This window comes from Anaeromicropila herbilytica (assembly GCF_016591975.1).
GTDB classification, from domain to species: Bacteria; Bacillota; Clostridia; order Lachnospirales; family Lachnospiraceae; genus Anaeromicropila; species Anaeromicropila herbilytica.
The window spans coordinates 2,786,510-2,799,825 of record NZ_AP024169.1; the positions used below are offsets into that span (position 1 = coordinate 2,786,510).

General features: G+C 32.9%; 11 protein-coding genes. 2 read left to right on the top strand and 9 right to left on the bottom strand.

The window, feature by feature from the left end:
- Positions 1-250: 250 nt before the first annotated feature.
- The gene (locus tag bsdtb5_RS12060) at positions 251-1,756 is read right to left on the bottom strand and encodes a glycoside hydrolase family 43 protein (RefSeq protein ID WP_271712235.1); all 1,506 of its coding nucleotides are present in this window, start codon (positions 1,754-1,756) and stop codon (positions 251-253) included.
- Positions 1,757-1,969: 213 nt separating this feature from the next.
- Positions 1,970-3,484 (bottom strand): glycoside hydrolase family 43 protein, encoded by a 1,515-nt coding sequence (locus tag bsdtb5_RS12065; RefSeq protein WP_271712236.1) that lies wholly within the window; start codon positions 3,482-3,484, stop codon positions 1,970-1,972.
- Positions 3,485-3,638: 154 nt separating this feature from the next.
- On the opposite strand from bsdtb5_RS12065, the gene bsdtb5_RS12070 reads away from it, so the two are divergent.
- Positions 3,639-4,508, top strand: a complete 870-nt coding sequence (locus bsdtb5_RS12070; protein WP_271712237.1) for a helix-turn-helix domain-containing protein — start codon at positions 3,639-3,641, stop codon at positions 4,506-4,508.
- Between the two features lie 55 nt (positions 4,509-4,563).
- Here bsdtb5_RS12070 and bsdtb5_RS12075 read toward each other — a convergent pair whose 3' ends face one another.
- The 7 genes from bsdtb5_RS12075 to bsdtb5_RS12105 all read right to left on the bottom strand — a co-directional run bounded on the left by bsdtb5_RS12075 (position 4,564) and on the right by bsdtb5_RS12105 (position 12,176).
- Complete coding sequence (locus bsdtb5_RS12075) at positions 4,564-5,412, bottom strand: aminoglycoside phosphotransferase family protein (RefSeq protein WP_271712238.1); 849 nt, start codon at positions 5,410-5,412, stop codon at positions 4,564-4,566.
- A 27-nt stretch (positions 5,413-5,439) separates the two neighbouring features.
- Positions 5,440-5,976, bottom strand: coding sequence for a GNAT family N-acetyltransferase (locus bsdtb5_RS12080; protein ID WP_271712239.1), 537 nt, complete (start codon positions 5,974-5,976; stop codon positions 5,440-5,442).
- Between the two features lie 153 nt (positions 5,977-6,129).
- Positions 6,130-6,816, bottom strand: a complete 687-nt coding sequence (locus tag bsdtb5_RS12085; RefSeq protein WP_271712240.1) for a Type 1 glutamine amidotransferase-like domain-containing protein — start codon at positions 6,814-6,816, stop codon at positions 6,130-6,132.
- A gap of 3 nt (positions 6,817-6,819) precedes the next feature.
- The gene (locus bsdtb5_RS12090) at positions 6,820-7,341 is read right to left on the bottom strand and encodes a hypothetical protein (RefSeq protein ID WP_271712241.1); all 522 of its coding nucleotides are present in this window, start codon (positions 7,339-7,341) and stop codon (positions 6,820-6,822) included.
- Between the two features lie 129 nt (positions 7,342-7,470).
- Positions 7,471-8,400 carry a glycosyltransferase family 2 protein gene (locus bsdtb5_RS12095; RefSeq protein WP_271712242.1) on the bottom strand — a complete coding sequence of 310 codons (930 nt, stop codon included), beginning with the start codon at positions 8,398-8,400 and terminating at the stop codon, positions 7,471-7,473.
- A gap of 161 nt (positions 8,401-8,561) precedes the next feature.
- Positions 8,562-11,294, bottom strand: coding sequence for a YfhO family protein (locus tag bsdtb5_RS12100; protein ID WP_271712243.1), 2,733 nt, complete (start codon positions 11,292-11,294; stop codon positions 8,562-8,564).
- 372 nt (positions 11,295-11,666) lie between these two features.
- Positions 11,667-12,176 carry a hypothetical protein gene (locus bsdtb5_RS12105; RefSeq protein ID WP_271712244.1) on the bottom strand — a complete coding sequence of 170 codons (510 nt, stop codon included), beginning with the start codon at positions 12,174-12,176 and terminating at the stop codon, positions 11,667-11,669.
- A gap of 325 nt (positions 12,177-12,501) precedes the next feature.
- On the opposite strand from bsdtb5_RS12105, the gene bsdtb5_RS12110 reads away from it, so the two are divergent.
- Positions 12,502-13,215: a fibronectin type III domain-containing protein gene (locus tag bsdtb5_RS12110; RefSeq protein WP_271712245.1), complete on the top strand. Its 714-nt coding sequence runs from the start codon at positions 12,502-12,504 to the stop codon at positions 13,213-13,215.
- The last annotated feature ends 101 nt before the right edge of the window (positions 13,216-13,316 follow it).

Below are 13,316 nucleotides of genomic sequence, written 5' to 3' on the forward strand. Positions count from 1 at the left end.
TTTCATCTTACGTTCCATTTCCTCATTTGGAAGTTACCATCATGGTAATTAATTTACAGTATTCCCTGAATTTATAAAGTATAATGTAGATTTTTGACTGGTAAGTTTGAATATTTAACTACAAAAAGAGGTAACAACCGTTAGAATATTATAAACGGCTGATCCTCTTCTCGTTATAAAACATTATTTCTGTTTAATCTATGGTACTTTTATTTTTTTAATTAACGTCTTCTAATATAAGCATCCTTCATTATTCTACTTCTTGGTACTCGCAATGAAACTCTTTAAATACCGCTTCGTTATTACCTTCTTTACTGTATGCATATAAACCAATTAACACACCAGTGAATCCACCAGCTACTTCTGAAGATAAGTATCTTGTCTGTGCTTGACCTAAGGCGATTTCTTTTCCATCTATATTGAAAAAGAAGTTATAATTAAGATTACTTGCTTTTATGATAAGAGTTGCCTTATTTACTGCTTGTAGTTCAACTGAATTTTCTACAGATTTGATATCGCCAATATTAAGACGTTCCATTGCTTCGTATCCATCACCAGATTTGCGAATTGCTAGGTCATAATGATGATTCTCATCCATATAGATTGTGATTCCTGCTTCACCGCTGTTAATACTTACATCACAGGAGATAGTCGCATTGAAATCTCTCTGACGAATGCCAAGGAAGGTTGGAGAATCTGCTTGATCAAGAGATACATTCGTTCCTTTTAATGTTAACTGATTTTCTTCCAATTGGTAATTCTCATCTACAGGGAATCGAAGGTGGCACCATTCCATATCCCAACTTGTATTCTCAAAAGAATAACATTTCTTCTCGTCTTGAATTACATCGCTATCAACATAATCTAGTTCAAATGTCTGCGTTGTAGTACCCTGATCTCCTGCGGTAAACCAGCCATCTTCACCAAACTTAACAGGTGTAAGGAATACTTCACGTCCAAGGTGATGGAATGTAAACCATTTATGAATCTGACGGAATCCCAGATGAAGAATCCACCAATTACCATCGTTATCTTGAATAAGATCTCCATGTCCAACACCTTGAATCTCATAACCACCTAGGTTACGATTCGTTAATACCGGATTCTTTGCATATCCTTCAAATGGGCCAAATGGAGCTTTTCCTCTTGCATAAGTAACCATATGACCATATTCGGTACCGCCCTCAGCTGCCATTAAGTAATATCCTCCATTTATTTTATATAAATGAGGACTTTCAAGATAACGACCGCCGGAACCTTGCCAGATTGTCTTACTAGGTGATAACTTCTTACCAGTAGCAATCTCAATCTCACATTGAACAATTCCTGGTACTCCTTCATCATCTGCGCCATTACTCATGAAATAAGCTTTTCCATCTTCAAAAAATAAAGATGGGTCAATTCCACCCTGGTCAACGAAGATTGGATCAGACCATTCACTGTGGATATCATCCGTCCACACATAGAAATTCTGATGAGTAGTATCATTGGTAGTTACCATATAGAATCTACCGTCGTTATATCTTATCGTTGGAGCAAATACTCCACCTGAACTATTGATTTTCTCCAGTTGAATCTGATTTCTTCTTGTTAGGCAATGGCCAATCTGTTTCCAATTGATTAGGTCTTTACTTTCGAAGATTGGTACACCTGGGAAATATTGAAATGAACTACATACAAGATAATATGTATCCTTTACTTTACATACGCTAGGATCTGGATAGAATCCTTTTACTACTGGGTTATTATATTTCATATACTGTCCTTAATAATAAATGAATATCACATTTATTATTATTTTCCTTTCTGTATTCTATATCATTTAGGTATTTGTGAAACTATGTACTTCATCTTATTTAAGCTTGTGTACTACTTTTCTTTGACGTCCAATTCTTTTCTTTACCTCCCTGAGGATACATTGATATCCTCTCAGTATATAAGAACAAGAGCTTTCATTCAGAACCAATTACTATTCATATTGATAATCAAACCAATCAAAATAAGCTGGATTCGTGCACTTCTTACCGTGCCCTGTTGCATAAAGCACAATATAATTACCGGTAAATTTACCGCCAACTTCTGTTGAGAGATAATGAACTTCTCCTTGTCCAACAGGTACAGGGTTGCCAGTATCATCTATGTAAGCAAAATGATAGACATTAGGTGTTGCAGTCATTTCGAAGATAACTTCGTCTCCACTAAATGGGATACTGTTCTCAACTTTCCATAAAGAACCGATTTTTCTGCGGAAAATAATTTTCTTATCATCTTCTACCATAGTAAGAGCTATCTCATAATGATGGTCGCAATTTAGAAAAATGCTTAAGCCCGCTTCTTCTCCATCCTTTACGATATCAAACTTTAGCTTAGTTCGAACGGTACAAGCCATATGTTCTTGTCTTCTACCTAACCAAGCAGAAGTCTCTTTATCATCCAGACTTATTTCATTTCCTTTCAGAGTAAGAAACCCTTGTCTCTCAGTTAATGAGAATAATGAAGGATCTGGATTATAGATAAAATTCCAACTATAATCGAAACTGCTATGGTCAAAGTCATCTCGAACTTCTATCTTAGGAACAAGCACTTCTGGTAGGCATTTCGCTTCCATTACAATATCAATAGAACCATTATTTCCAAAGATTGGCCACATATCATCATCCCATTTGACTGGTGCTAAAAAAGTCTCTCTACCTAAGTGATGTCTATCTGGATATGGCACAGGGCGAATTCCAAGGCAGACTGCCCACCAGCTACCATCATGAGCTTGTATCACATCTGCATGTCCGACTGCTTTGATTGGTAATGACAGACTTCGATTCGTAAGTACTGGATTGCGTGGACATGGAATATAAGGTCCATCGATCGTTTTACTTCTGGCTACAGTAAGCATATGCCCTTGAGAAGTTCCACCTTCTGATATGAACAAGTAGTAATATCCATTCATTTTATATAGATGAGGTCCTTCTGGGTCACAACCACCTGTACCACCCCAGATGTCTTTTTTCTCTCTGATTAATTTACCAGTTTCAATATCAATCTCACATAAGAAAATATTCTGATAAGTTCCTGTGTAGTATACTCGTCCATCATCATCAAAAAATAGGGATGGATCAATACCAGGTAAATCAATCCAGATTGGATCAGACCACTCGCCATATGGATCATCCGTCCAAACTATAAAGTTACCGCTACCAGTATCACTGTATGTGATATTTGTTGTAATCATATAAAAGCGCCCATTATAATAACGTAATGTTGGAGCGTAGATTCCAATGCTATTTGGAAAACCTTTTGCTAACATCACTTGTGATTCTCTTGTTAAGCAGTGACCAATCAGTTCCCAATGAATCAAATCTTTACTATGGAATATTGGTACACCAGGAAAATATTCAAACGTACTGTTAACTAAATAATAGTCTTCACCTACTCTGCAGATACTTGGATCCGGATGAAAACCTGGAATAATTGGATTCTGATATTGCATATTAGTTCCTCCGTTGTGATTTTATATTAGTTTAATTTTAGCATGTAGATTACGCGATTACCTTGACTTTTTAGACATTGTATAGCATTATATAGACATGCTATTTTATAATTTGAGGTCCGAAAGCTTTATAATTGAAAGGTATGAGAGACTAATGGAATATATGTATTTAAAATATTTCGCAGAGGATGAGGATTATCCAATATTCGTTCAAAGCGGGCAACATGACGGTGATATGCCAATTCACTATCATAATGATTTTTCTGAACTTGTTATGGTAACCAATGGAACTGCAACACATGTCGTAGATAACGAAAAATATTTCATAAAAAAAGGAGATGTATTTGTTATTAACAACCATACATCTCACGGATATGAAGACCCCCATGATTTTAAAATATATAATATTATGTATAAAACGGAATATCTATATCATTCGGTAAATGACATAAGAAAATCTGCCGGGTTTCATGCTCTTTTCGTAATCGAACCATACTTAGCGAAAGAACATAATTTTAATAGTCGTCTGACCTTAGAACTTTCTGATTTTGAATTTGGAAATCAGCTTATATCTTCCATGCTTATGGAATACACCCAGAAAAATGAGGGCTATCAGACCTTTGTGCAATCTTACTTTATGCAACTGATTGTATTCTTATCAAGAAAGTATAACTTTACAGAGATTAATAAGAAGGATACGATTATACATTTTGCAACTGCAATCTCATATATGGAGAATCATTTTAAGGAGCCACTCTCCCTACAGATGCTCGCTAGTAAAGCAAATATATCTACCAGACATTTTACTAGAATCTTTTATGAGACTTATGAAACAACACCAATGAATTATGTTCTGCAACTTCGTCTTCAATATGCTTGCCATTTACTAAAGAAAAGTAAGTTAACCATAATTGAGATTGCTTATGAGAGTGGATTTAATGACAGTAACTATTTTGCAAGACAATTCAAGAACATTTATGGAATAACACCAACGAAATATCGCTCTGATATCAAATTGTTATGATACATTTTACTTGAAGGTAAGACTTTTCCTAAGTGATCCAAATAAATTCTGTACACTAGGATTCTAGTATCCTCTTAGCAAACTCAACCTTGTTGATATTGACAGGATCGCCATCCTCAACATTCCAGCACTCGGACATTGCCAGCTCAACATAGAAGCATTCTTTGATTCTATGAACTGGGAGTTGTAATTGTTCACTAAAATAATGAATGATGTACATTATCTTTTCAAATAGTTTGTCATTCATATCATTCTCCAATTCATTTACAATAAATCTTGGAAGATCAAAGATTGGGTCTCCAAGTATACCTTTTGGATCAATGATGGTATACCCGCCTGTGCTATTTAACAAGATATTGTCATGATGCAGATCTCCGTGTAACAACATTTTCAAAGGATATAAGCGAAATAGTTCATTACAGATTACCTCTGCTTTTTGCATATGAAGCGTTAGTTCTTTATAATCGCTTCTCTGTTCCATATATCTTGTAATTCTAGTTACCCAATCCAGATACGTTCGGTATTGTTCTGGTTTCGATGGAAGAATGTGTAGTTCTTTTTGTAGTCCACAGAATATGGAGAGTCTTTTGTCTAGTGAAGCTACTTCTCTAAGAACATTACCTGGTAATATCTGTTCTTCTAGGAGAACACCATGTGCTACGTCCGCTTCATAAGCCTTACAAAAGCATTTCCCATTGTACTCAACTAATGTGTTATACTCCTCTTTAATCTCTTTTGTCGTACTCCGTTTCTTTAAAATTGCTTTGCCATAGTTCCTTGATTCGCATTTAATCACACAACTATTTTTCTGATCATCGATTAATTCCAAATTGCTTAATTGCCATAGGGTAATATATTTTTCAATCTCCGATTGTTCTCTTTCATAATATGACTGTTGATTCATGATGTTTGATTTATCCCTTCTCAATTTTTACTTAGATTCATTAGGGTGATAAAGAGAGTATCTGTGATGTAAGTATTCTTTCCCTCTGAATATTTCATTATATGAACCTGATATAACAAAACCAAGATTTTCTACAAGACGAATTGACTTTTGATTGTCAATACTGACGCATGCGATAATCTCTTTTATGTGCATCTTATCTATGGCAAATGTGATAATTTCTTTCAATGCTTCCTGCATATAACCATATCCCCAGAATTCTTCCTTTAAGTCATAACCAACTTCTACAGTACTTTCATTTTGATTCCAGCAATGATATCCACAGGTCCCCATTTTCATTCCATCCGATTTTCGAATAAGAATCCAACGATGTTGTATTCTTGGTTCCGGCTGTATATAAAAGTTAATGATATCATCTGCACCTTGTATATCAGTTAATGGTTCTTCATCATATAGATACCTACACACAACCTCATCTGAGAAATGGTTATATATAAAATCTCTATCCTCATTGGATATGTTCTTTAGATATAATCTTTCTGTTTCTAAATCACTAAATAGCATTTTTAAAGTTCTCCAATCTTCTATTTTCTATCTTCAGTTAAACTATGTATTACATTATATTGTATATTAATTAATAAAACTCTGTTAGTTAATAAAATTGTTTAAAGCTGTAATAGAGGAGGGATGTGGTTTTCCCTCCTTCTAAACTAAGTATTATCTCAAATGGTATACCATATTTGGTTTTAGAGTTGCCACGTCTGTTCCAAACAACGTGCATTGCACACTTCCAATCACCGTAACCTTATCATCTTCAACGAATAGGGATGTCTCTTCTGGCAACGCAAATACCTTATTTCCCTTTGCTACATAATCAGAGATCCATTGAAATTCATATGCATTTCTAACTGTATCTCGATTTGTATAATGGCAACATATATCGTAACCTTTTAAGATGTCAAAACCTTTTGTATCAATTAGATTCACTACATTTTCATCAGCATAATCAGTACAACATATATCATTGCTAAAAATTATAGCTCCTGCACTTCCACCAAAAACAACTCCATCATTTTCAATAAAATTTTGGATTAATTGAATAGCACCAGAATTTTTCAATAAGTATAATAGTCTATACGTATTACCCCCTCCAATGTAAATAGAAGAATACTTTTTCAAGTCATATTCCTTTAATGAATATATATTAGTAATCATCTCAATTTTTTTTATGTCGTAAGGTAATAACTCATTTTGAATCCATTCTATACAACTTGGAAACTTATTTTCTTCCATTGCAATTGGAATATATAGTATTGGTTTGTCTTTATTTATCTGGCTTGCATATAGCTTATTTACTTCTTCTGTCTGTTTTGCGTCACCACCACCACATAAAATAACCTTCATCGTTTACTCCACAAAGTGACAAATATCTAATACAATCTTTCCTTCTTCATCAGGCGTTGTAAATCTTGGACAACCATAACGTTCAAAAAACCAATAAGCATTTTCTTTACCACTAATGATATTCATACCATTCTCAACTAATTTATCTGCGCATTTGTCTTCTTTGCAGTAGATCTCATCTTCCATTCCTTTTAGCCAGCCTACACCAATATTACCTGCTGCAAAATTTACACTTTCATAACCTTCTGGGACTGCTGTCTCTAGTGGTAGAAGCATTCCGATCCAATATTGAAATTCTTCTCCTTCTTTCCATCGCATCATACCTACATAGGCATCTGAATCTTCTAATTGGCTCTTCCATGATTCTGTTACGTTTTCTTCTAAGACTTCAAACCAATTGTTTTGAAACCACTCGCACCATTTGTAACCGAATCCACCATCTTTTCTGTCCGATTCTAAATACTTCTTTCCAATAAACTTCATATCAGGTGTAGCTTGTTTGTACACTTTAATAACTTCTACCATCCTAATTTCCTCCCAATTTAATCATTATATAGTATATAAGGACAAACTATATTGATATTTTACTACGATGTATTTCTTATTTCCACTAAATTATGTAATATTATTCCACTATTAATAAAATAGGTATCATCAATCCTCTTCTTTCACGATATAGATTGGTCGTTTTTTGGTCTCCATATAGGTTTTCGCAAGATATTGGCCTAAGATTCCCATGCAGAACATTTGAGTTCCACCAATTAGACTAATGATACACACAAGGGAAGGCCAACCATCCGTAGGATCTCCCCATAGAAAAGTTCTAACTACAATAAAGATAATCAATAGAATAGCAATCAGACAGAATATTAAACCAAAGATTGAAGCCAATGCTAAGGGTGCAGTTGAAAATGCAATAATACCATCAAAAGAATACATTAACAATTTCCAAAATGACCACTTTGTCTCTCCTGCTTTTCGCAGGGTATTAGTATATTCCAGCCATTTCACCTCAAAACCAACCCAGCTCAATATTCCTTTGGTAAATCGATTATATTCCGACATTTCAAGAATTGCATCCACCATCTGACGTTTCATTAAGCGATAGTCTCTCGCTCCATCCACAATTTCAGTTTTCGATATCTTCTTCATCATGTGATAGAAGCATTTTGCACAAAGCGACCTAATGATTGGTTCTCCTTTTCTCGTTACTCTTCTTGTTGCGACACAGTCATATCCTTCTCTGATATTCTGATACATTTCACTTAATAGACTTGGTGGATCTTGTAGATCAGCATCCATGATTGCTACATAATCTCCTTTCGATTTTCTAAGTCCTGCATAGATCGCAGCTTCTTTTCCAAAGTTTCTAGAAAATGAGACAAATCGAATTCTATTATCTTTTTCTTTTAATTCTTTTATCTTATCTAAAGTGCAATCTCTTGAACCGTCATTAATAAAGATAATCTCACTTTCAAGGCCTAGTTCTACTAGTTCATTTGTTACCTTTGCTATCTCTTCATAAAATATTGGTAGAACTTCTTGCTCATTGTAACAAGGCACTACAACTGATAATTTTTCCATATCTTATCACTTTCTTTCTGATTGTTCTGTTGTATGAATCATCATTTTTCTTTCTAATTTTCTGTTGTATGAATCATCATTTTTCTTTTCTAATCTTCTGTTGTATGAATCATCATTTTTCTTTCCTAATCTTCTGTTGAGTGAATCATCATTTTTCTTTTCTAATCTTCTGTTATATGAATCAATTTTCTTTTCATTTTCTGGTATTTCATGATTAAGATAAAGGTAATAAGATCAATTGCAGAAATAATGAGCCCTGTTTTAAGATATGGAGTCTCATATCTTAAGACAATGTCATGATTACCAGCCTCTAGAGGAATTGCCATATACATCACATTGCCATGTAATATTTTTACTTTTTTATGGTCAACATAAGCATTCCAACCTTTACTATAAGGAATACTTAAAACCATGACTCCTTTTTTATCTAAAGTCACATTTCCTTGTATCTTATTATTTTGTATCTCAACATTTTGTAAAGATGATTTCTTTAACTGTGCAATCTGGCTAGTAAAATAGCTCATATCCAGTCGATATACATTTAGATTTTGATAAGTATATGTTTGTTTCGTTGGGAACTTTATCGTGATGGTTGACTTATCTTCTTTTCGATCTATATTGTTACTTTGAACACCAATATTGCATAAATAGTTTTCTTTACCAAAATAAGAATCATAATACTTGCTTCTAACTTTCACTGTCTTTATTACTTTTTTATCATTCACAATTCGAACAGTTGAAATTGCATCAATCTTTGGCTTAATATTGAATCTTTCCAGCCATATGTAAGTTTCTGAATTCGGCTTTGAAGCATATTCTAGAGTAATCTTAGCTCCAGCTTTATGAATCTTGACTTCATGATTACTAAGATTCACATTTTGATCAGGTGTTATCTTTGTATCCACTTTTTCAATACCAATGCTCATATCCTGCTTTGTCTTTTTAACATGATCATTTTCATTATCAAGAACTACAGCATCTAACATCGCATTCTGTTTTTCTAAAGCATTTAACTTCTTATAATCTTTCTCCAATATGTAGTTTTCGTAAATATATCCAAGTGGTAGAGAATACATATTCCTGTAAAGGTATCTATTTTTAGTATCAACCTTTTTTACTTGGCACAGTTGGAATCCATAAGGAACAGTTCCTCTATTGGTCGTAGCAAAATATTTTACACTTGATAAAGCATCTAATATAGCCCTATTATCTAGATTATCAAATCGGTATGCATCTCTTTGACTGAATAATTCCAGTTCTTTAAAATAGGATGTCACATCTTGATTCATCAAACTATAATAACCTGATACATCATAATAATCTAAGCAAAGGGCTTCATTCTGCAACATTTCACCATAGGTCTCAATGCGATAAAAGGAGTCATTCTCTAATTTATCTTCTTTCGATGTATTAGGATTCTCTAGTTCTTCCTTTTTTGTTGAAGATAATAAGGATAATGCGCCTTTCTTCGTATATTCATCTACCTCTTTCTTGGTTAAAAATGAACTTACATAACCATAATAATGCGAAGAATAAAATTCATATCCATGAAACCCTATTGTAACTAAGACTATAGCAAATATCATACCCTCACGAATCCAACTTTTGTTTACAAACCACTTTATCTGTAAGATGCAAATGAGTGAAATGACTAGCAATAATACAAAAAACTCATATTTCACAATGCCTTTGGATGGAAAGAAAAATGTAGCTACACCATACCCAAGAAGAACGAATACCAAGAGTATTTTCTCGAGTACCTTTAATTCGAACATCCGCTCATAGGTTACAGTAAAAATAAAACTAATAAGAAAACTAATTAGAAAACTCCAACGATTGGTGACATAAGAAAATCCATTCATAAAATATCCAACCGCTGGTATCAATAAACCACCAAATGCTAGAAAGAAGACAAGACAGAGCTTTCGATATGTTTTATTACATACTAATATAACAAGGCCAACCACTGTAATCGATATAAAAGACAATTGTGTGCAATATTCCATAATCTTACCAGGTGCTATAAACTCTTGTATGATGGACAAATAATATTTTTTATCATAATGTAACAACCCCGACAGTAACTCTGGTCCACTCTCTAATCGTCCATTATTCGAAAAGGCATATACCACCGGTAAAAACAGAAAACTTCCCATGAGCATCCCAATTAGATAATATCCTCCTGTTCGTAATCCTGTAGCAATAAGCCCCCATATTTTGTTCCGAAAGTACTGATGATAGTTGAATAGATACTGTATCACAACATACAGAACAGCAATTACTGTTATGATATAGAAAAAATAGAAATTGCTTATCGTACTAATAAACGTCATAGCTACGAGAAGGTATGGTTTCTTTCGACGAAGTACTTGTTCCAATCCAATCAGTAACAATGGCAGATAGATCATGGAATTAATAAAAAACGGATGTCGAATTCCTTCATATAACGTATATCCTGAGAATACATAGATCAACGCTCCTAGTACCACAGAGATACCTTTCTTTTCCCAATACTTGCAAAATATAATAAAACTAATTCCTATCAAATAAAAGCGAAGTAAAATAATAAATGCATATAGAAAGACCTCATTCTGAGGTGTTATAAAGATAGCAAGTAATGCAAGTGGATCTCCTATAACATAATAATGAAGTGTTGTAATGGTATCAAAGCCCATTCCCACTTTAAAATCAACCATTGGAAAGCCTTGTCCTGAGATAAATCCTCGCAGTAACTCTCCATAGTATCTAAGAATAGGATAATGTTGACTGATTCCATCTATGCTCCATACAAAAGTCTTCTCCTCCTGTAAAAAAGGAAGAAATATAATTGGTAAAAGAATTAAAAAAGAGCAGGTATAGATAAGATATGTAAATTTATTCGTAATCTTCTTCATCGATATCCTCCGAATAATATGTTTCTTTTTAATAAATATAGTCTTGTTACTTTCTAAAATCAAAGCGATTCCTGTTATTTTTATGTTTATTTTTTGTAAACCAGTCTTTGATTATTTATGCTCCTTTCTATCACTGTAACTGAATAGACACGAAAAATCTCTTAATTTTTATCATTCAAACAACTGTCATTATTTTATCAAAAAATTTCAATTAGTTTCTTTGCTCCAAGTCTTATGTAATACACTTACTAAAAAAAACAAACATAACAAATAGCTGAAATTGACCTAAACTTAAAAAGTCAGAAGAAACAAAAAATATTCTTCTGACTTTTTTATTAACAATCTATTCTTATATTCATTTTTACTTTTTATTTAGGTGTCAATTCTAAAAAAATATAATATATTATTATCGCTATCATAAATAGCTAATGAAAAATTATATGCAGAGTAATTCAATAAATCAGTATTTTTATTACGATTAATAAATTTCCAATATCCATTTTTAATCTCTGGTAAACCAACTTCATTAGCAAAGTGATACATATACTCAGTATTATTTTTAGAACCACCATATATTAACAGATTTAGCGATTCCATAAGTGGAAGTGAATTCCAAGAATCAGTTTTTATTTCTGAAATGAATTTTTCTACACTTTCACCTGAAAAAGAATAAGAATATAATTTCACACCTTCATAAGGAAATGAACAATAACTGTTATATATCTCTTTAAATGTTATTTTATCAGGTAATTTTTGATTAAAAACTTGTTCGAATTCTATTATTTCTTTATCTCTCTTTTTTTCATTTTTCAATAAAAAGTGAGATGTTACTAGTAATGTAACAAATAAAAATAAACCAACATATAAAAAATACTTCTTCATTAAATCTCCTTAATATTTTATTTGTCATGAAATGTTATTCTAGCTATGTCCAATTATTAATAGTACTTGTAATTAGCTGTTATATTTATATTACATCTTTTTCCCATTTAATAACAATGTCATTTTACATGTATAGTAATATATTCTTCGTTTATTTTTTTGTCATCCAAAAATACTAAACGTTAAAAGAATAGCACTGAAATAGCTGTGCTTTGGGTACAGAAAAAATTAGAATACAAGCAAACTTTAATACTATTGATTTGTAATTCTCTACATGGTAATATTTTACTAATTAGAATTTTTAAGGGAGAGTGTTGAAATATTTATGATTAATTTTAAAAGAATTATAGCGGGACTATTAGTGATGGCACTACTCATTGTGACAGGGTTATCTCAATATTCAAATGTGCAGGCAAGTGAAAAAGTCGGAATAACAACAGCAAAAATACAAAACACACCTGTAGGTGCTGACTTAAAAGTAACTTGGACAAAAGTAAATGGTGCTAATGGTTATGACGTGTATATGTCAACAAATGAATCCACTGGGTACAAGAAAGTTAAAACAACAGATGGTACTTCTTATACAACTAGCGATGTCAAAAAGAATAAGACTTACTATTTCAAAATCAAAGCCTATAAAATTGTAGAAACAACAGAGCCAACAGCAACGCTAGACCCAACTGCAACAACAGAAACAACAGAACCACCAGTGACAACAACAGCTGAGCCAGTTGTAAATCAGACAAAAATATATGGTGATTATTCCAAAGTTGTTAGCGGCAAAACAAGTAAATATCTTTTAAACACAGTCATTGATGAAGGTGAACAAGAAGTATATTTCTACTGGTTATGGGATGGAAAGACGGTGGATGACTATTACTGGGATGCATATCATAAGTGTGAAGATATTCTCTACGAAAGATATAATGGTAAAACCCAAAAGACGGTTGGTTCTAGTAAAAAGCTATGCAAAACAAATTACTCAATTAATGGGAAAATAGTGTGTATAGCAACACCACATGTTGACTTTAAAGAATAAAGAAATGATTATAAGGGCTTATGCACATTTGCATCGGCTCTTTTGCTCTTTTAGTGGACTCAAACCGACTCAAAACTCTAGAAATGAAAAATCGTCAGAAG

Coding starts and splice junctions, on each gene's coding strand:
- bsdtb5_RS12060 (WP_271712235.1), bottom strand. CDS start 1,756: ATGAAATATAATAACCCAGTAGTAAAAGGATTCTATCCAGATCCTAGC.
- bsdtb5_RS12065 (WP_271712236.1), bottom strand. CDS start 3,484: ATGCAATATCAGAATCCAATTATTCCAGGTTTTCATCCGGATCCAAGT.
- bsdtb5_RS12070 (WP_271712237.1), top strand. CDS start 3,639: ATGGAATATATGTATTTAAAATATTTCGCAGAGGATGAGGATTATCCA.
- bsdtb5_RS12075 (WP_271712238.1), bottom strand. CDS start 5,412: ATGAATCAACAGTCATATTATGAAAGAGAACAATCGGAGATTGAAAAA.
- bsdtb5_RS12080 (WP_271712239.1), bottom strand. CDS start 5,976: ATGCTATTTAGTGATTTAGAAACAGAAAGATTATATCTAAAGAACATA.
- bsdtb5_RS12085 (WP_271712240.1), bottom strand. CDS start 6,816: ATGAAGGTTATTTTATGTGGTGGTGGTGACGCAAAACAGACAGAAGAA.
- bsdtb5_RS12090 (WP_271712241.1), bottom strand. CDS start 7,341: ATGGTAGAAGTTATTAAAGTGTACAAACAAGCTACACCTGATATGAAG.
- bsdtb5_RS12095 (WP_271712242.1), bottom strand. CDS start 8,400: ATGGAAAAATTATCAGTTGTAGTGCCTTGTTACAATGAGCAAGAAGTT.
- bsdtb5_RS12100 (WP_271712243.1), bottom strand. CDS start 11,294: ATGAAGAAGATTACGAATAAATTTACATATCTTATCTATACCTGCTCT.
- bsdtb5_RS12105 (WP_271712244.1), bottom strand. CDS start 12,176: ATGAAGAAGTATTTTTTATATGTTGGTTTATTTTTATTTGTTACATTA.
- bsdtb5_RS12110 (WP_271712245.1), top strand. CDS start 12,502: ATGATTAATTTTAAAAGAATTATAGCGGGACTATTAGTGATGGCACTA.